This window comes from Pedobacter sp. ASV28, assembly GCF_016428855.1.
Lineage (GTDB): Bacteria > Bacteroidota > Bacteroidia > Sphingobacteriales > Sphingobacteriaceae > Pedobacter.
Genome location: NZ_JAELTN010000004.1, coordinates 113,721 through 134,202, shown reverse-complemented (window position 1 = coordinate 134,202; position 20,482 = coordinate 113,721). Strand labels below are relative to the sequence as shown.

Here is a 20,482-nt window from a genome sequence, read left to right as displayed (position 1 = left end):
ACGCAGGTCTCGTGGGCTCGGAGATGTGTATAAGAGACAGCTTGGTAGTAGGTGTGGGTACTGGTGGTACCATTTCTGGTACCGGAAAATACCTTAAGGAAAAAAATCCAAATATTAAGGTGTGGGGAATTGATACCTATGGATCGGTATTTAAGAAATATAAGGAAACGGGTATCTTTGATAAAAATGAGATTTATCCCTATATCACCGAAGGGATAGGTGAAGATTTCCTACCTGCCAATGTGAATTTTGACATCATCGATCTTTTTGAAAAAGTAACGGACAAGGATGCAGCCCTGATGACAAGGGAAATCTGTCGTCAGGAAGGTATATTTGTAGGTAACTCGGCCGGATCGGCTGTGGCAGGTTTGTTGCAGCTTAAAGACCAATTAAAACCAGAAGATGTGGTGGTGATTATCTTCCATGATCATGGAAGTAGGTACATGGGCAAAATGTATAATGAAGACTGGTTGCGGGAGCGGGGATTCCTAAAGGATGAAAAGCTAACAGCACGTACAATTCTGGCTAAAAAAGAGGCTGCCGATATCGTTACCATAGATTGTGAAAAGACCATTTCTGAAGCCATTAACACCATGAATACCTTGAATATTTCGCAGATTCCTGTAACGCAAAAAGGTATGCTGGTAGGTAAATTGGCTGAAGGAGATATTCTAACGGCCTTACTGGAAAACCCAAGCTTAAAATCTTCTAGCATAGAATCGATCATGAGCCCTACTTTCCCATTCGTAGACCTCAATACTTCTATCGATCGTTTATCCTCGTTAATTACCAAAGAGAATAGCGCGGTATTGGTCGAACTGGAAGATGGTAGGTTTGACATCATTACCCAATATGATATCATTAATGCGATAAAAGGATAACCTGAAAAATAAGGAAGATTTGAATAGGCTATAGGTAGGTATTTCACCCATCTATAGCCTAGTTTATCATCAAGATACCCAATGCTATGTATGCACTGGTATATCCATCAAGTTGAGAACAAGTGAAGCATATGGGTATTACCTCGGTTTTTTAATTTTATAGTGCTGTAAATCAATATATTGTAAATTTATTTAAATAAAGACTACTAAATCTGTAGAATTTATATATTTTTGTATTGTTGTTGATTAAAACATTAGGCAATGATCTTAGAAAAAGTAGAACGACATACCGTTGAACCCAAAATTACCTTGGTAGGCGCAGGCCCTGGCGATCCAGATTTATTAACCTTGAAAGGAGTAAAGGCATTAAAGACTGCAAATGTGGTTTTGTATGATGCCCTAGTGAATGAGGCATTATTAAACTATGCACCGGAAAATGCCATTAAAGTATATGTGGGCAAACGTTCTGATGACGAATCTTTTTCTCAAAAAATTGTCAACAAATTAATGATCGATTATGCCTTGAACTACGGCCATGTGGTAAGGTTGAAAAGCGGAGATCCTTTTGTGTTTGCCCGTGGATATGAAGAGATAGATGTAGCAGAATCATACAGCATCCCAACTGAAATCGTACCTGGCGTATCGAGTGCGTTAGGAGTACCGGGACTTCAAAAAATCCCAATGGTATATAGTAATTTAAGTGAAAGCTTTTGGGTAGTTACGGGTACTAATGCTCAGGGGGAAATTTCTCCAGATTTGTATGTGGCTGCAAAATCAAATGCAACGATCGTTGTATTAATGGGGATTGAAAAAATAAAAGAAATAGCTTCTATATTTAAAGCAGAAGGCAAATCTAGCCTGCCTGTTGCAGTCATAGAAAATGGTTCCTCAACAGAAGAAAATGTGGTAGTGGGCATAGTGGATACCATTGAAGAGCTTATTGAAGAAAAGAAATTAAGTTCGCCAGCATTATTGGTGTTCGGAAATGTGGTGTCTCTACATCCGCAATTTAATTCCATACACGAATTTTATGCCATTATGGCGCAAGAAGAATATTAAAGATCTTATTACTTCAAAGTAATATTTTTGTTTGGTTGTGATTAGCTGGGCTTTCTGCCCAGCTTTTTCGTTTTATGGCTGCTGGAAATAGTTCAAATTTTATTTGAATATGCTGACCTTCTATACCAAGCCCTAGTTGATTACGGTATTTTATTGGATGGTAAAAGTCATTATATAGTGATTTTTCGTTTAATGGGCGAAATTTAGACATTCTGCAAAATAATTTGGACTAAAAAGTTTGCAATACTCGATCATTTGCCTAATTTAAAACAATTTCTATCCGAATATCATTTATGGAGATCATACATCTTAGTGCAGAATGCTATCCCGTTGCAAAAGTGGGGGGACTGGGCGATGTGGTAGGCGCCTTGCCCAAATATCAGAACAAATTGGGTCATGTGGCTAAGGTAGTGATGCCTGCCTACAACACTAAATTTCTACACGAGAATGATTTCGAAGTGGTATATGATGGTTGGGTCAGGCTGGGCTCTACCAATTATCAAGCTCGAATTTTCAGGGAAAAGACCAATAAACTGGGCTTCGACCTATTCTTGGTGCACATAGCGGGTTTATTTGACCGCGATGGTGTTTATGGATATGGAGATGATACGGAAAGATTTTTGGCCTTTCAAATTACTGCATTGGATTGGATGGCACAGTGGGAACATCGACCTGATGTAATTCATGTACATGATCACCATACTGGTCTAATTCCATTTATGTTGGGTAATTGCTTTCAATATCGGCATCTTAACCAAATCCCAACAGTCTTAACCATTCATAATGCCCAATATCAGGGCCAGTTTGGTTGGGACAAGCTACACTACCTTCCTGCTTTCGATCTAATTCATACCAGCAAGCTGGATTGGGGGAATGCTATTAATCCTTTGGCTGCGGCTATTAAATGTGCATGGCGGGTCACTACCGTATCGCCAAGTTATTTGGAAGAAATAAGTTATGCCGCCAATGGCTTGGAAAGCCTACTTTCACAGGAAAGAGGGAAGTCTGTAGGGATATTGAATGGTATTGATGTGGAGGTTTGGAACCCTTTGAGAGACAGTATGCTAGGTAAAAACTACAATTCTAGGACCATAGAAAGCGGTAAAAGGGCAAACAAAGAAGAACTTTGTCGTGTTTTTAACCTAGATGTCGAAAAACCACTCTTCACGTTCATAGGTCGTTTGGTAGGTGAAAAAGGTGCAGATTTATTACCAGATATCTTTTACAATGTACTACAACAAAGTGATGGCGAAATTAATATTTTGGTGCTGGGTTCCGGAGATCCCCATGTAGAAGATCGGTTAAATGAAATAACATACCACTATCAGGGGAAATACAATGCGTATATTGGATATAATGAACAATTATCCCATAAAATATATGCAGGGGCAGATTTCCTGTTGATGCCTTCAAGGGTAGAGCCTTGTGGCCTGAACCAAATGTATGCCCTGCGTTATGGTACCATACCTATTGTAAGACGAATAGGTGGATTAAAAGATACGGTTATAGATATTGGAGATGGTGGTTTTGGCATATGCCATGACCAGAGTAGCGTTTGGGATGTAAGCTATTCTATAGGAAGGGCCTATGCGCTTTACAAAGACCAGAAAAAAGTAAAGGAAATTAAAAAATATATCATGTCGTTAGACCATTCTTGGGATAAAGCGGCACAGGCATATATAGACTTATACCAAATGTAAAACATATAAGATATGATCGATAAAGTATTAGGCGTAATCTTAGGCGGTGGCCAAGGATCCAGACTGTCGCCACTTACACAAACACGTTCCAAGCCAGCAGTGCCAATTGCGGGAAAATACAGATTGGTTGATATTCCCATTTCGAACTGCTTAAATTCGGGTATCCATCGGATGTTTGTGCTCACCCAGTTCAATTCGGCGTCATTAAACAAGCACATCAAAAATACCTATCATTTCAGCCATTTTTCAAAGGCTTTTGTAGATATATTGGCAGCTGAACAGACCGTAGAAAATGCAGGTTGGTTTCAGGGGACTGCAGATGCCGTTAGGCAGTGCATGCATCATATTGTTAATCATGAGTTTGATTATATATTGATCTTATCTGGTGACCAGCTTTATCAAATGGATTTTCAGGAGATGATCAAGGCACACATTGAGAAAGAAGCGGAAATATCTATTGCTACCATCCCGGTGAATGCAAAAGATGCAACAGATTTTGGCATTCTTAAAACCAATGAGGAAAATATGATCACTTCCTTTATCGAAAAACCTAAAATGGGATTAGAAGATTGGGTTTCTGACACAGGGGCAGAGATGCAGGCAGAAGGACGGAATTTTTTGGCTTCAATGGGAATTTATGTGTTTAACCGCGATTTTCTAATTCGTATTTTAAATGAAAACCCAGAAGAAAAAGACTTTGGGAAAGAAATATTACCTAGGGCTATCGAGTCGAACCGTGTATTAAGTTACCAGTATGAAGGCTATTGGACAGATATAGGAAATATATCTTCTTTCTTTGACGCCAATCTGGGCCTGACCGATGATATCCCCAAGTTTAATATGTTCGACAGTACCCATGCTATTTTTACCAGAGCAAGGATGCTACCCCCATCTAAGATTTCGGGCACTACCATGAATAAAACGGTAATTGCCGAAGGCTGTATTATTCATGCCAGTAAGGTAGAACATGCGGTATTGGGCATACGCTCGAGGATAGGAAAGGGTACGGTCATAACCAATGCCTATATTATGGGAAGTGACCGGTATCAAAACTTAGAGGAAATCCAAGCCGAAACGGATGCGGGCAGACCTTTGATAGGTATTGGCGACAGGTGTTTTATCAATAATGCCATAGTAGATAAAAATTGTTGCATAGGAAATGATGTTAAAATTAATGGTGGCTCACATTTGCAGGATGGTGATTTTGGTTTCTATGCAGTTAAAGATGGCATTGTGGTCGTGAAAAAAAGTGCAATTGTAGCGAACGGTACCGAAATATAGATCCAATTTGTATGATATAAATGATATTGGGGATGTGTAAGTGTCTATTTTGACATCCCCCATACGATATACAGGTGTTTAACACCAAATGTGGGGATTATTATAGCACGGTTAGTTAATCTGTTTTTATTGAATTTGGCGTTTTTTAAACCATACTTGCTTTTTTGTGTTGTTTATAAAGAACATTTTAAAAGAATTTATGGCAGAAACACACTTATATCAAACCGGAATTATAGGGAACTGCTCCTATATTGCTCATATTCATAAAGATACAAATATTAGCTGGCTTTGTTGGCCAAAATTCGATAGCTCCTTTGTTTTTGGTAGTATGCTCGATGAGCAAAAAGGAGGTAAATGTGCCATTTTGCCTACTACCGATTACCATTCCCATCAATATTATATAGAAAATACAAATGTACTGCGTACAGAAATAACGGCAGATGACGGCAGTTATCGCATTACAGACTTTGCTCCCAGGTTTCATTTGTATGAACGTTATTTCAAGCCTTTGATGTTGGTTCGTAAGATCGAACCACTGAAAGGTAGTCCTAGGATAAGGATAAGCTGCAAACCAGTGTATGATTACGGGGAAAATGAAATGAAGGTTGCCATAGGGAGTAACCATATAGACTATTTGGGCGGAGAAGAAAATATGCGTTTAACCACCAATGTGTCTTTAAGTTACATTACGGATGAACAGGACTTCGTATTAAACGATACAAAGTACCTTATTTTTACTTATGGCTATCATCTTGAAGCGCCTATTGTGGCTACGGTAGAGCAGTTTTTAAGGGAAACGATAGCTTATTGGCGTTTGTGGATCAAGCACTCCTCTATAGCGGGTTTTTATCAGCCTTATGTTATTCGTTCGGCCCTGGTTTTAAAGATACACCAGTATGAAGATACAGGAGCAATTATAGCGGCAAGTACCACCAGCTTGCCAGAATCGCCAGGAAGTACGCGAAACTGGGACTATCGTTACTGTTGGCTTAGGGATTCGTATTATGTGTTGACTTCTTTAAACCATATTGGCCATTTTGAAGAGATGGAGAAATATTTTAACTACATATCTGATATTACTTTTGCTAGTGATAAACGTTATCAGCCATTATATGGTATAACAGGAAAAAGGCAGATTACAGAGCAAATATTAGATCATTTGGAAGGATATCTTGGAGAGAAACCCATTCGGATAGGAAACCAGGCATATGAGCATATTCAGAATGATATTAATGGTCAAGTGTTGATTTCTATGCTACCCCTTTATACGGATCATCGCTTCGTTTTTTCGGAGCGCGGCGATTCAGTGAGGTGGATAGAAAGTGTATTGGAAAAAATAGAGATGACAATTGATGAAAAAGATGCAGGGATATGGGAGTTTAGAAATATAGCCAATATACATTGCTACAGTAATCTCTTTCAGTGGGCAGGTGCAAATGCCGCTTTTAAAATGGCTAAAACCATTGAAAATAAAGGCTTGGAAGAGCGGGCCAAAGTATTGATTGATAAAGCAGCAGCCTATATTGAAGCTTGTTATGACCCCGAGCGAAAAGTATACACCCATGCGGTAGGTAGCAAATATCTTGATGCCAGTACTTTACAGCTTATTATGATGAATTATCTAGATCCTGCTTCGCAAAAGGCCAAAGATCACCTTATTGGTCTGGAAAAGGAGCTGAGAACAGAAGATGGCTTATTTTATCGATACTTACATGAAGATGATTTTGGAAAGCCTAAAACTACTTTTCTTATCTGTGCTTTTTGGTATGTAGAAGCGCTTGCTTGTGTAGGTAGGGTAGAAGAAGCAATTAAGGCATTTGAGCATATTATTCAATACTGTAACCATTTGTTGTTGTTCAGCGAAGATGTAGATGCAAGGACAGGAAGCCAATGGGGCAATTTCCCTCAGGCCTATAGCCATGTTGGCTTAATGAATGCTGCTTATCGTATTGCGATGAAATTAGATCGGCCTGTTTTTCTATAGTATATAATATAAACCTCGTAGGTTTTTAAAACTTACGAGGTTTAAACTGGGTGTTTATAGCATTATTGAATAATAATAGCTTCTTCCTTGATAATAGACCATAGTAATTTCCGTACCTCAGAATGATCGTTTAAATAGAATTTGGCTTCTGAAAGGTTGCTGCCAACTTTAATGGTAATGGCGTTGGAAGGTAAGGCCTTAAATATATCTTCATCGGTATGGTCATCTCCCATGGCCAAAATAAAATCATGATCATTTAGCCAATTTAAAGCCGCTTTGCCTTTATTCACCTCCATGTTTCTAAATTCTATTACCTTGTTTCCTGGCATAATCTGTAGGCCTTTATCTGCAGCCAGTACACGTAGATTATTAACGATCTCGTTTGCCCTCAGCTCACCAAGGCCATCTTCTACTTTACGGTAATGCCATACCAATGAAAAGCTTTTATCTTCAATGAATGAACCAGGTGTCCTATCAGTATAAGTGTTCAAAATGGTTTCGATTTCTTGTTTCCATTGCCCACTAAGCAAAGGAAGTGCCTGCCATTCAGTGCCATTTTTTTTCTGCCAGGCACCATGTTCAGCGATCATATCCACCTTTAGGTGGGCAAACCAATGGTTTAGTGTTTCGTGCTTGCGCCCGCTAATGATTACTACGGTATTCAAGGGATCATTCGTCAATTCTTCTAATAGGATGAGCAATTCCTCGTCTGGACTTGCATCGTCAATATTTGCTTTAAAACCAACCAGGGTACCATCATAATCTAAAAAGATGACACGGTTTTTAGTGGTCATATAGCGGCTGATGATACCTTGGTTTACTTTGTTGACCGCATGCTTTGTTTTTAGGGAATGTTGCATGAACTTAGCTTCATCCATTCTGGTTAGAAAGTTGTTGACCCATCTGCTTACATTGAACTTGCTCACTAAGGCTCTCATGCTCTTCATTCGCCTCTGCTGTTCCTCAATAGACATGTTAAGGCCCAGTACAATGGCATTCATAATGTCGCCAATGTTGTTGGGGTTCACAATAATGGCATCATTTAGTTCTTTCGAGGCACCTGCCATTTCACTTAAGATCAGTACACCGGTATCATCCCTACGGCTGGCTACATATTCCTTGCTCACCAAGTTCATCCCATCACGCATGGGGGTAACTAAACAAATATCGGCAATGCTGTACATGGCCGACAGGGTTTGCACGGGAAATGAGCGATAAAAATAATTGATCGGTATCCAGTCCATGGTACGATATTGGGCATTGATATTGCCTACCAACTGATCGATTTGCTCTTTAAGCTCTTTGTATTGGGGAACTGTATCTCTAGAGGGAACTACCACCATAAACAAGGATATTTTGCCAATGTAGTCGGGATAAAGCTGTAATAATAGCTCAAAAGAACGTAAGCGTTCCAAAATACCTTTACTGTAATCTAACCTATCTATGGAAAGGATGATTTTATCTCTCTTTTTGTTTTTAAGCTTATTGATTTCCTCAATGACCTCTGTTTCTAAAGGCAGGTTTTCAAATTTATTAAAATCTATTCCCATTGGGAAAGGTTCTACAATGATTTGCCTATCGTTACTTGAAATGATATTGGCCGAAAAATATACCGGTGTTAACCTCGCTGCCGTGCTCAAAAAGTGCCGAACATCATCATAGGTATGAAAACCAATTAAATCTGCACCCAGTATGCCTTCTATAAGCTTGTCCCGCCAGGGGATAAGCCTAAAAATTTCAAAAGAAGGGAATGGAATATGTTGAAAGAAACCGATGGTAGCTTTTTCGAGTTGCCGTCTGAGCATGGCAGGTAGGCATAACAATTGATAATCCTGCACCCATATTTTATCCCCATCCATAAATGATTTTTGGGCAACGTCTGCAAATTTTTGGTTTACACTCTGGTAGCAGTCCCAGTAAGTCTGTTCAAAACGGGCATAGGTGACCAGGTAATGGAAAACGGGCCATAACACCTCATTGGAAAAACCCTCGTAGAAAAGGTTGATCTCTTCTTGCGATAGGAAAATGGGAACGAGATTTAGCTTGGCAAGCTGTGCTGTTACCTCTTTTTGGCGTTCTTCGGGGATTTCTAGGCCTGGCCAGCCCACCCAAAGCATATGGTCGCTACTATAAACATCGCCCAATCCGGTAGCTAAGCCACCTTCGCTTGACGTGAGCGTATAATTTCCATCTTGTTCTGTAATCTTAACGGGGAGCCTATTCGAAATAATAATTGTCTTACTCATGCTTTTTAATTAAAGGAACTTGCTTAATAAAGGCATTTTAGCCCGATTTTGTTTGTATTTTCTATTTTAAATACATTGAAATGATCAAGTAGAAGTTAAAATAAATTACCCAGAATATGATTTTATGTGATGGTCTTTTCTTTAATACATGGGAAAAAAGCGTAAGTTTTTTTCCTATCTTGAGAAAGCCTTATTAAATAAATAATATGAGTATCCCTTATCTATTAATTTTATTTAGGTTTTTGTTGGCGCCAGTCATATTGACTATTTCCTATTTAATGGAAGAAAAAGGAACCGCTCTCATACTGGTGCTAATGTGCCTGGGGTTATTTTCTGATATTTTTGATGGAATTATTGCCAGAAAAATGAAGATCGATACCGAAAAAATGCGGAGGTTGGATAGCCAAACCGATCTTGTTTTCTGGCTAAGTATTGCCTGGAGCTGTTATGTGATCTATCCCGGTTTAATTGAACAGAATTTTATCGGCATCATTTCATTGCTGATCATGGAAGCTTTATGCTATACCATTAGCCTACTAAAGTTCAAGAAGGAAACTTGTACCCATGCTTTTGTTTCAAAACTGTGGGGCCTTACCTTGTTGGCCACTTTTTCCAGTATACTGGGTTTTGCCTATGGTGGATGGATGTTGAAGAGTTGTATTGTGATAGGAATAATATCTCAACTTGATGTGATTTTAATTATGCTGATCTTACCTAAATGGACCCATGACATTCCCAGCTTTTATCATGCCATTTTAATAAGAAAGGGAATCCAGTTTAAGAAAAGTACTTATCTAAATAGTCGATCTTCGTCGTAAAGGTTATGGTTTAGGCATAATCAAAAATTAAAGAAAAGATGGTACGCTGAAAGGGAGTAGAGGAAACTTCTAATCCTCCCTTGTGCATTTTCATAATATTTCGGGTAATGGTTAGCCCTATTCCAGACCCATTTTTACGTGTAGTGTAAAAAGGTACGAATATTTTTTCTAAACTATCTTTATCTATGCCCTTACCATTATCGCTTACATTGAGGTATACTTTGTTGGGTTCTAGATGATAGGAAATTTCGATCAGTGGCTGGACAATGCCCTCTAACGCATAAATGCTATTGGTAATTAAGTTGATCAAAGCTTGTTCAATCAGTTTAAAATCAACCTGTAGCGATATTTTTGAGGCAGTTTGCATCACCTGAAAGTTAACGTGGTTGGCGGTTACCATAGGTTGCATAAGCACTTTGATGTGTTGCAGGATTTCACCAACACTGTGCGTTTCCAAGTTTGGGGTAGGTAATTCTGCAATAAGTCTATAGTCCTTTACAAAATCTAATAAACCTTCCGATCGTCTTTTTATGGTTTGAAGTGCAGGCTTTAAGTCTTCTAGGTCTTCGCTATTAAGATGATCCTTTTGTTCGATCATTTGGTTAACGGTAGCAGATAATGAGCTGATTGGGGTAATGGAATTTAGAATTTCATGCGAAATTACGCCGATTAGCCTATTCCAGGCCTCGGTTTCCTTTTGCTCTATCTCATCTTTAATATTCTGAAAAGAAATGATGTTATAATCAGAACCATAAAGGTTTATCGGTCTTAATTCGATAGAAAGTTGTATCTGTTTTTCTTGAATTTTAATTTCCAGAAAACGTTTTCCACCATTTTGTATTTTTTCAATTTCATTGGCAAAGTAGGGAAGATGTTCTTGGAAACGATTCCAATAGCTATAGGAGGGAACATTTAGCAGGTTGCTTGCCGCAAGGTTAAAAAAGGAAATCTCTGATTTTGGAGGTTCTACCTTATTCTTCTTCACCACAATTACGCCAACGGGTACTTGTTCCAGTATGGTTTTGATGAGCTGAAAAATGGCATCTTGTTCCAACTGGATATCTTTATGTACCTGAATAATCTCATTAAAGGACTCATAAAGTTCGGGAAAACTTCCTTTTGTAGCCTTATTTTTAAAATTGAGGGTATGGTCACGAGTTTTTACCGCAAGGATAAAACGTTTAATGTCTTCCCTAATTTGATTGATGTATAAATAAAGGGAAATAAGGAGCGCAACGAGTACTATACTTAATCCTGTAATGGTAAACCATAAGGTGGTATATCGAATTAAATACACGAGTAATATGGTCAATAGATTAATGACCAATAGGCGTGATATTAAACGGAAGGTAAATCTTTGATAGAACATTGGCTTAGCGCTTTACATTTAATAATTGACCTTTATAAACCAAATTTTTCTATTCTTCTATATAGGGCAGCCCTGGTCAGGCCCAGATCTGCTGCAGCCCTAGATATATTACCCTTATGTTTTTCAATGGCCTTATTTACCATCATTTTTTCCATCTCGTCTAAGGGAATATCATCTTGCAGCACGGGCTTACTACCAAATTTCTGGGGGGATAATTGCAAGTCGTCCTCCTGAACTTCCAGATCGTCTGACATGATAACGGCTCTTTCTAATACATGTTGCAGTTCACGAACATTGCCAGGCCATTGGTAATTTAATAGGGCTTGTTGAGCTTTGGCGCTTATTCCTTTTATGTTCTTATGATATTTGCCTACAAAAGATTGCAGGAAATAATGGGCCAATAATAAGATGTCGTTGCCCCTAGAACGTAATGGCGGCAAAAGTAGTTCAACCGTGTTGATTCTGAACAATAGATCCTGCCTAAAAGTGCCTTTGTTCACCATTTCTTCCAAGGGCATATTGGTAGCCGTAATCAGGCGAACATTTATCTTTCTCTCTCTGCTTTCTCCCAAACGGGTAATTGTCCTGTTCTGTAGAACGGTTAATAACTTGGCTTGTAAAGGCAGGGACAAATTGCCAATTTCATCTAAGAATATGGTACCGCCATCGGCCATTTCAAACCTGCCGGGTTTATCTTCTTTGGCATCGGTAAAGGCTCCTTTGGCATAGCCGAAAAGTTCACTTTCAAATAGGTTTTCATGTAATGAGCCTAGATCTACATGCATAAACAATTGATTTCTTCTTAAAGAAAGTTTATGTAGTTCATAGGCAAAAACCTGCTTTCCTGTTCCATTTTCACCTAATATTAATACATTGGCGTCGGTAGGGGCAACTTTGGTCAAAGTTTTTTGCAGATATTGTATATGATCGCTTTCGCCTATTAGATTTTCAAATTTCCTGGCCAGGTCACCTTGAATAGAGGTATGGATTTTTTCGAGCTTTTTAACTTTTTTGTTCGATAATCGAAGTTTAGTTGCTGCAGATAAGGTGGCAAAAAGTTTCTCATTTTCCCAAGGCTTCAATATAAAATCTGTGGCTCCTTTCTTAATGGCCTGCACAGCGAGTTCTACATGACCAAAGGCTGTCATGAGTATAACAATATAGTCTTTGTCTATAGAAAGGATATGTTCCAGCCAATATAGTCCTTCACGGCCATCGCTTGCACCCTTCTGGTAATTCATATCCAACAAAATGATGTCGATTTCATTTTGGCTCAATAATACATTGAGCTCCCTTGGTGTTTTACAGGTAAGTACTTTGTTGAAATGTTGTTTTAAGAACAACCTGGCACTTAAAAGGATGTCGTCATCATCATCAATAATTAAAATATTGGAGTCTTTCATGGCTTTTTATGTCATCATTATCTTGCTCAAAAAAGCACCTGTTTAATTGAAATTTCCGTAAGCTAGAAATCAAGATACGAATAATGACACCAGGTGATTTGTGATTTCAAAAATAAGCGAAACTGTTCGATGGTGTACATCTACTGTTCGTTATCGGACATTTAATTTTTGTTTTTTAAATTAAATTACTTATAATCAGTTGTTTAATTTTTATTGGTGTGCTTGGCACAAACTTGGCATAAGGGATTGTATGCTGATAAAATTCGATGGATAAGATTATACAAAAAAAGAAATTCAATAGAAAAACGATACTGATCATTTTGGGTTTGGTAGCCTTTGTGGCCATAGTTGGTTATGGATATAGTTTGTCGTTAAATAAGGTGTACAGGGTAGATGCCGACAAGTTAACCATTAATAAAGTGGGGTATGGCGATTTTGAGGATGTGGTATTGTTGAATGCCAGTGTGGTTCCCTTAACTTCGGTTATTGTGAGTTCTCCAGAAGGCGGTACGGTAGCACAGATATTTACAGAGAACGGGGCTTCGGTAGTGGCAGGAACACCATTGTTGAAGATAGCCAATCCGAATGCCCTATCTAGCTATACGGCAAGTGAAACAAGTATTACCGAACAGATTAACCAATTACGTAAGCTAAGGCTTGACTTGGAACAAAATCAGAGGATAATGCGGCAAGACATGATGGATATTGAAAATAGTTTAAGGACAGCTACCCGTAAGTATAAAATAGATAGCACTTTGTTTTCCAAAAAAGTAATTACCAGAGAAGAATTTAATACTTCCAGCCAGGATTACGAATATTATCAAGGTAGAAAAACATTGCTAAAACAGGCTATTGCCCAAGAAAATCAAAGTAGGGTGATGCAATTACAGCAAATAGAAACCTCCATTTCAAGAATGAATGAGAGCTTACAGACCATTCGTCAAAACATAGAAAATATGACGATTAAAGCACCTGTATCTGGTCGCCTTTCATCCTATGATCCAGTAATTGGTAAATCTTACAGTGCAAATGAAATGCTGGGAAAAATTGATGTGCTTAAAGGTTATAAGCTACAGGCCGGAGTAGATGAATATTATGTTAATAGGGTGAAAGAAGGTCAAACGGCGCAATGTGAGTTTAATGGTAAAAACTACAAACTTACAGTGAGCAAGGTTATTCCCGAAGTAACGGCTGGACAATTTCAAATAGAGATGGTTTTTGAAGACAAATCGCCCGATGAATTACGTAGAGGGCTTTCCATGCAGGTTAAATTAACACTGTCTGATAATAGTAAATCGCTTCTGTTGGCACAAGGTCAGTTTTTCCAAAGTACGGGTGGAAATTGGGTTTTTGTGATCGAGAATGGAAAAGCAACCAAAAGAAATGTGAAAATTGGTCGTAAAAACTACCTGTATTACGAAGTGATAGAAGGCTTGCAGAAAAATGAAGAGGTAATTACTTCCTCTTATGATCAATTTAACCAGTATGATATTATAGAAATTAATAAATAATAAAAATATACCTATCACAAATGAAAAAAATCATAATTACAACATTGCTGAGTATCGCCGTTAATTTTGCCTTTGCACAAAATCGTGAAAATAACCATTCCGTATGGAGAGATAGCAAAAATGGAATAACTTATCAAATGGAAATAAGTTCTACGTTAGTTAAAGTTGGCAAAAATGAAAAGCCGCATGTTTCTTTTAGCGTAATTGGCGACATAGGTAGTTTGCAAAAATTAACTTTTACCAGAAAGAACGAGTTGCAGGTTAACTTAACTTTGGAACAGAAACCACAAGATATTATGGTGGAACCAGGTTTATATACTTTTAAGTTATATCACCAAAAGCTAGGCCAGAAAGAATTTGACATCGAGCTAAAAAAAGGAGAAGATAAAAAGGTAGTATTAACTTTAAAGTAACATAGCCCAAAGAATTAGGTTGGTTAAGCTCTGTATCAGGTGCGTTGATCAGAGCGGCCAATTTACCATCTTAAAGGATGGAAATGAAAAATAACTATCGTATTTAATGCTTGATATTTAAAATTATGATCAAAATAGAAAATCTGGAAAAAGTCTATAAAACCGAAGAAATAGAGACTACTGCTTTGAATGGCATTAATTTTCAAATCCGGGAAGGAGAGTTTGTATCGATTATGGGACCATCGGGATGTGGTAAGTCTACATTGCTGAATGTAATGGGGCTTTTGGATAAGCCCGAAAGTGGCAGCTATCAGTTTTTGGGTATAGAACTGTTGAGCCTAAAAGATAAGGAACGCAGCAACTTTCGTAAGAAACATATGGGGTTCGTATTCCAGAATTTTAATTTGATAGATGAACTTACTGTATTTGAAAATATAGAATTGCCGTTGATCTACAATAAAATTCCCGCCTCCGAACGTAAAAAATTAGTGAATGATATCATCGGTAGAATGAATATTGTAAACCGGAGCGGACACTTTCCCCAACAGCTTTCCGGTGGGCAGCAGCAGCGTGTGGCCGTGGCAAGGGCACTGGTTACCAAACCCAAGTTGGTACTGGCTGATGAGCCTACGGGAAATCTGGACAGTACACATGGTAACGAAGTGATGGAGCTGCTTTGCGAACTTAACGAGCAAGGAACAACCATAGTCATGGTTACCCACTCCAGTCATGATGCCAGTTTTTCCAACAGGATCATTAACCTTAAGGACGGCCATGTGATTTCTGAAAAAATTAACAAAGGAAGAACAGAAGAGCTTATATAATACTAAAGCACCTGCAAGGTCTTGATACCTGATATTAAATGCTTGATAATAATACTTGATCCTTAAAAAATGTTCAAATTAAACTTAAAAATCGCTTTGCGAAACCTATGGAAGAATAAAACTTCTTCTTTTATAAATGTTATAGGTTTGGCCATTGGTTTGGCAGCTTGTTTAATGTTACTGCTTTATATTACTTATGAACTTAAGTTTGACCGACAGTCGAAACAGGCCGATAGGGTATATAAGGTAATGACTAATATTGAGGTAGAAGGAGGCAAGATTTCGATGACGTTCGATGGAACTGTACCTGCACTGGCACCAACTATACAAGGCGAAATACCAGAAATAGAAGCCATCAGTAGAATAGACTATGGTAAAAAGAAGCTGATTGCCAATGGAGAGAAGAGTTTTAAAATCGATTCTAAGTTTGCGGAACCCTCCATTTTTAAGATATACGACTATAAATTTATTGTTGGTGACCCTAAGACAGCATTGGCTAATGTCAATTCTGTAGTGCTCACCGAAAGTACAGCAATGCTCTTATTTGGCCGTACCGATATACTGAACCAAACTGTTCGTTTTCAAGATAAATCAGATTTAATGGTTAGTGCGGTCATTAAGGATATGCCAGATAATAGTTCCAATAGATTTGGCTTTTTAATGCCCTGGTCTTATTTTGAAAGCATAAATCCGAGTGTCAAAAATTTAAGCTGGAACGACTTTAGCTACCTTACTATGATACTGTTGGCACCTCATGCAAATGTAGATCTGGTAAATAAAAAAATTAGGGATGTAGTTAATAGAAGTGTAAAAGATGCCGGAAATCCTTATTTCATTTACCCGTTGAGCAAATTACATTTATACGGAAAATTTGAAGAGGGTAAGAGCGTAGGGGGAGATATTGAGCAGATTTGGTTGTTTACAGGTTTGGCCTTTGGTATTCTGTTGATAGCCTGTATCAATTTTATGAACATGGCTACGGCCAAGGCAGAAAAAAGGGCTAAAGAAGTAGGTATTAAGAAAACAATGGGGGCCAATAGAAGCTCATTGATTGTGCAATTTTTGGCAGAGTCTATGGTGTTAACTGTTTTAGCGGTTATAGTGGCCATTGTTATTTTGGAAATATGTTTGCCAACGTTTAACCATATGCTCAATATCAAACTAGACCTTTCCTATTTCGATGGGGCTAGCTTTTTGGGTATATTGGCCATTGTATTGGTTACAGGGTTGATTGCTGGTAGTTATCCTGCATTTTATCTGTCTAGTTTCCATCCTGTTCAAACACTTAAAAGATCTATCCATACCAATAAATTCCTGAACATTAATGTAAGACAGATATTGGTGGTCGGACAATTTTGTTTTGCCATTATTTTGATCATTTCAACTTTGGTCATCTATCGTCAGATACAATATGTTAAAAATAAACCGGTTGGCTTTGATATCAATGCACTGGTAGAAATGCCTCAAGAAGGTGCGCTTAAAACTAAATATGATTTATTGAGGAGCAATCTTCTAAAATCAGGTGCGGTCACTTCCATGTTTCAATCATCTGTGAGTTTATCACACCATGGATCCAATTTCATGGACATTAAATGGGAAGGGATGACCGAACAGGAAAATAAGGTCATGTTCAATAAGGTGGCTACTACTTTCGATTTTATTAAAACCAATGGCATTAAGTTGAAAGAAGGTAGGGATTTCTCTATGCAGTATGCATCAGATACCACTAATGGCGTTTTGATCAGTACATCAGCTGCGAAAGTAATGGGCTATTCCCAGCCATTGGGCAAGAGCCTCACCATGTTTGGGAGTAAGTGCATGATTATAGGGGTATTTGATGATTATGTATGGGATTCTCCATATAAGTCAAATAATCCAATGGTGGTTTTCTATAATAAGCAACAAACCGGTACCATTACCATGCGTTTAAATCAAAATAACAGCATACAACAGAATATAGCTACAATTGCAAAAATTACCAAAGAACTCAATCCTGCCTATCCGGTAGAACTCAATTTCCTAAATAACCTATATGCAGAGAAGTATAATAAGGAGAAAACATTAGGGATTTTATCCAACCTGTTTGGTGCTTTGGCCATTTTTGTTTCCTGTCTGGGGTTGTTTGGCCTGGTTTCATACAGTGCGGCTCAACGTACCAAAGAGTTTGGCGTACGAAAGGTGTTGGGTGCTTCGATAGGTAACCTTATGAAGTTGTTGTCACTTTCATTTGTTAAGATGATACTTGTGGCAGTATTGATAGCTGTGCCGATAAGCTATTATGCTATGAATAAATGGTTGGCGAATTTTGAGTTCCGTACAGAAATTTCATGGTGGATCATACCATTAGCTACCATTGCTACATTGGCAATGGCCTTAATTACCATTAGTTTTCAGGCCTATAAATCGGCCAAGGCCAATCCGGTTGATGCGCTGAAATATGAATAATTTAAGCTAAAAGTCTAAAGAACACAGATAAAAGAGCAATGCATAAAGACAGCGATAACTAAGGTATAACTACTTTATAATAATTACTAAATACTCAAAAAATGTTTAAACTCAATCTAAAAATAGCCCTACGAAACCTTTGGAAGAATAAAGGATTTTCTCTGATAAATATTGGTGGCTTGGCTATTGGTTTAGCTTGTTGTCTAATGTTAATGCTTTATGTAAACTACGAATGGAGTTACGATAAACAGTATAAAAATTTAGATCATATCTATTTGGCTAAATTAAATATGAAGTTTAACGGCAATATCGCTAGTACTGGTGCGGTACCTAATAAACTTGCAGCTGCAGCATTAGAGGAAATACCAGGCATTAAAAATGCCGCAAGGATGGCACATACTAATGGCAACCGTTTATTTAGTCGTGATCAAAACAAATTTAAACTCAAAGCAGAGTATGTAGACCCTTCTTTTATCAAAATCTTAAGTTATAATTTTTTAATGGGTAATGCCAATACAGCGTTAAATGATCCTAATTCAATTATTATTACCTCATCAACAGCAAAGAAATTGTTTGGGAATGTAGACCCCATCGGACAAAGTGTAAAGTGGGACAATCTAAAAGATTTAAAAATAAGTGCTGTAATTGAAGATATGCCTAAGAACCAAAGCATACAGTTTGATGTTTTGCATCCCTGGGCATTTTTTGATCAGATAAATCCAAATGATAAAAAGAATGGGTGGGGTAGTATAACTTGTGGAACACTATTCGAATTAAGAGATAATGTTTCATTAGCGTCCATTAATGACTTATTGAAGAACTTTATTGTAAATAAAGAGCCAGAGCTTAAAACTTATTTATATCAGCCCTTTTTGTTTCCATTTAAGAAAAATCATCTTTATAATCAATTTGAAAATGGAAAAGTAGCTGGGGGTAAAATAGACGAAGTAAAGTTATTTGCTTTTCTGGCCATCTGTGTTTTGTTTATTGCCTGCATCAATTACATGAACTTATCTACTGCTCGTTCAGAAAAAAGAGCCAGGGAAGTTGGCGTTAGAAAAGCATTAGGTTCCGCAAGAGGCTCATTAATGGGGCAGTTTATGTTAGAATCTATATTGCTTTCATTTTTGGCCATGATGATTGCTTTTGCCTTGCTAGAAATTTCTCTCCCTTATTTTAATAATTTATTGGCTATCCATATTCAAATAAATTATGCTTCTGTTTTATTTTGGACTGTATTAGTTGGTGTAGCGTTAATAACTGGATTTTTAGCCGGTAGTTACCCCGCTTTCTATTTATCATCATTTATTCCGGTTAAGGTTTTAAAAGGATTTAAGGGAAATACCGGAACCTTATCATTTAGAAGATTGCTAGTGGTTTTGCAGTTCACTTTATCTATTTGCATGATTATTTCGGCAATTGTTGTTTATGACCAGATTCAGTTCCTGAAAAATAAACCACTTGGTTTTGAGCAGAATAATATGGTGCAGTTGGATTTAGAAGGGGAATTGAGAAATCCATCTAAACTAGAGTTATTTAAAACCCAGCTCAAAAATAGCGGGGCGATTATTTCTGCATCGGAGTTTGCGCAACAATTTACAAATGGAGGTTCAATTACTGGTGATATCAGTTGGCCAGGTAAACCAGCTGGCGATAATTCAATCATTAGTTACAGAAGTACTGGTTTCGATTTTAGCAATACAATAGGTGCCAAAATTGTTGCAGGCAGAGACTTTTCTCCAAAGTTTACGGCTGATACCAGTACTTCAGTTATGTTAAATGAAACGGCTGTAAAGCACATGAACTTAAAAAATCCTGTTGGTACCATTATTACCTGGGCAGATAATCCGCCCTTAAAAGTAGTGGGCGTAATTAAAGATTATTTTAATGAGGATATCGGAAAAAAAGTTGAGCCAACCATTTACTATTACAATGTTAAGAAGAGCAATGTTTTATTAATGAGGTTAAATGCCAATCAATCTTTAAGTACAAGTATTGGGAATATAAAAAACATCAGTCAACAATTAAATCCTGCTTATCCTGCACAAATCACTTTTGTTAATAATGGGATGGAAGAAAAATTACAAAGCGAAAGGCTGCTAAGCGTATTATCGAATATTTTTGGTGGCTTTGCTATTTTCATTTCCTGTTTAGGCTTATTAGGTTTGGCGCTGTATATGGCAGAACAACGTAGTAAGGAAATCAGCATAAGAAAAGTTTTAGGTGCGAATTTGGGCGATATTCTAGTGCTCTTAAATAAAGATTTTTTAAAGCTGGTTGTCATTTCAAATATCATCGCTATGCCTATAGCATATATCTTGGTTAACAACTGGTTGCAGAAATATGATTATAAAACAGATATTAATTATCTGCCATTTTTACTGGCTATAGTAGCTTCGTTATGTATTGCTGTGCTTACCGTAAGCTTACAAACGTTTAAGGTAGCTAAAGCTAATGCAATTGATGCGCTGAAATATGAATAAATGGGATAACAAGTCATAGGATTTAATTTTTGACACCTATAACTTAATAACTTACCACATAAAGC

The 20,482-nt window shown here is 37.6% G+C and carries 14 protein-coding genes; 11 read left to right on the top strand and 3 right to left on the bottom strand.

The genetic code is table 11. From position 1 onward, the window contains the following. The 5 genes from JHD79_RS02705 to JHD79_RS02685 all read left to right on the top strand — a co-directional run. Positions 1-881, top strand: an 881-nt coding sequence (locus JHD79_RS02705) for a pyridoxal-phosphate dependent enzyme (RefSeq protein ID WP_199117553.1), incomplete at its 5' end; no start/stop codon positions are given. 261 nt (positions 882-1,142) lie between these two features. Further along, a complete protein-coding gene (cobA, locus tag JHD79_RS02700; RefSeq protein ID WP_199117552.1) occupies positions 1,143-1,940 on the top strand; it encodes a uroporphyrinogen-III C-methyltransferase in 798 nt (265 codons plus the stop codon). 293 nt (positions 1,941-2,233) lie between these two features. Continuing rightward, positions 2,234-3,640, top strand: a complete 1,407-nt coding sequence (locus JHD79_RS02695; RefSeq protein ID WP_199117551.1) for a glycogen synthase — start codon at positions 2,234-2,236, stop codon at positions 3,638-3,640. A gap of 12 nt (positions 3,641-3,652) precedes the next feature. Further along, positions 3,653-4,921, top strand: a complete 1,269-nt coding sequence (locus tag JHD79_RS02690; RefSeq protein WP_199117550.1) for a glucose-1-phosphate adenylyltransferase — start codon at positions 3,653-3,655, stop codon at positions 4,919-4,921. A 199-nt stretch (positions 4,922-5,120) separates the two neighbouring features. Then, positions 5,121-6,905: a glycoside hydrolase family 15 protein gene (locus tag JHD79_RS02685; protein ID WP_199117549.1), complete on the top strand. Its 1,785-nt coding sequence runs from the start codon at positions 5,121-5,123 to the stop codon at positions 6,903-6,905. A gap of 62 nt (positions 6,906-6,967) precedes the next feature. On the opposite strand, the gene JHD79_RS02680 is transcribed toward JHD79_RS02685, so the two are convergent. Continuing rightward, positions 6,968-9,151, bottom strand: coding sequence for a bifunctional alpha,alpha-trehalose-phosphate synthase (UDP-forming)/trehalose-phosphatase (locus JHD79_RS02680; RefSeq protein ID WP_199117548.1), 2,184 nt, complete (start codon positions 9,149-9,151; stop codon positions 6,968-6,970). Positions 9,152-9,357: 206 nt separating this feature from the next. Between JHD79_RS02680 and JHD79_RS02675 the strand changes: the two genes are divergently transcribed. Next, positions 9,358-9,969, top strand: coding sequence for a CDP-alcohol phosphatidyltransferase family protein (locus tag JHD79_RS02675; RefSeq protein WP_199117547.1), 612 nt, complete (start codon positions 9,358-9,360; stop codon positions 9,967-9,969). Positions 9,970-9,979: 10 nt separating this feature from the next. Here JHD79_RS02675 and JHD79_RS02670 read toward each other — a convergent pair whose 3' ends face one another. Both JHD79_RS02670 and JHD79_RS02665 read right to left on the bottom strand, forming a co-directional pair. Next, complete coding sequence (locus JHD79_RS02670) at positions 9,980-11,338, bottom strand: PAS domain-containing sensor histidine kinase (protein ID WP_199117546.1); 1,359 nt, start codon at positions 11,336-11,338, stop codon at positions 9,980-9,982. A 32-nt stretch (positions 11,339-11,370) separates the two neighbouring features. Further along, positions 11,371-12,741 carry a sigma-54 dependent transcriptional regulator gene (locus JHD79_RS02665; RefSeq protein WP_199117545.1) on the bottom strand — a complete coding sequence of 457 codons (1,371 nt, stop codon included), beginning with the start codon at positions 12,739-12,741 and terminating at the stop codon, positions 11,371-11,373. Between the two features lie 266 nt (positions 12,742-13,007). Here JHD79_RS02665 and JHD79_RS02660 point away from each other — a divergent pair, with 266 nt between their 5' ends. The 5 genes from JHD79_RS02660 (at position 13,008) to JHD79_RS02640 (ending at position 20,417) form a co-directional block, all read left to right on the top strand. Beyond that, a complete protein-coding gene (locus tag JHD79_RS02660) occupies positions 13,008-14,252 on the top strand; it encodes an efflux RND transporter periplasmic adaptor subunit (protein ID WP_199117544.1) in 1,245 nt (414 codons plus the stop codon). Positions 14,253-14,272: 20 nt separating this feature from the next. Further along, positions 14,273-14,665 (top strand): hypothetical protein, encoded by a 393-nt coding sequence (locus tag JHD79_RS02655; RefSeq protein ID WP_199117543.1) that lies wholly within the window; start codon positions 14,273-14,275, stop codon positions 14,663-14,665. Positions 14,666-14,790: 125 nt separating this feature from the next. Further along, positions 14,791-15,489 carry an ABC transporter ATP-binding protein gene (locus JHD79_RS02650; RefSeq protein WP_199117542.1) on the top strand — a complete coding sequence of 233 codons (699 nt, stop codon included), beginning with the start codon at positions 14,791-14,793 and terminating at the stop codon, positions 15,487-15,489. Between the two features lie 69 nt (positions 15,490-15,558). Beyond that, positions 15,559-17,934 (top strand): ABC transporter permease, encoded by a 2,376-nt coding sequence (locus JHD79_RS02645; protein WP_199117541.1) that lies wholly within the window; start codon positions 15,559-15,561, stop codon positions 17,932-17,934. 101 nt (positions 17,935-18,035) lie between these two features. After that, positions 18,036-20,417 (top strand): ABC transporter permease, encoded by a 2,382-nt coding sequence (locus JHD79_RS02640; protein WP_199117540.1) that lies wholly within the window; start codon positions 18,036-18,038, stop codon positions 20,415-20,417. Positions 20,418-20,482: the final 65 nt, after the last annotated feature.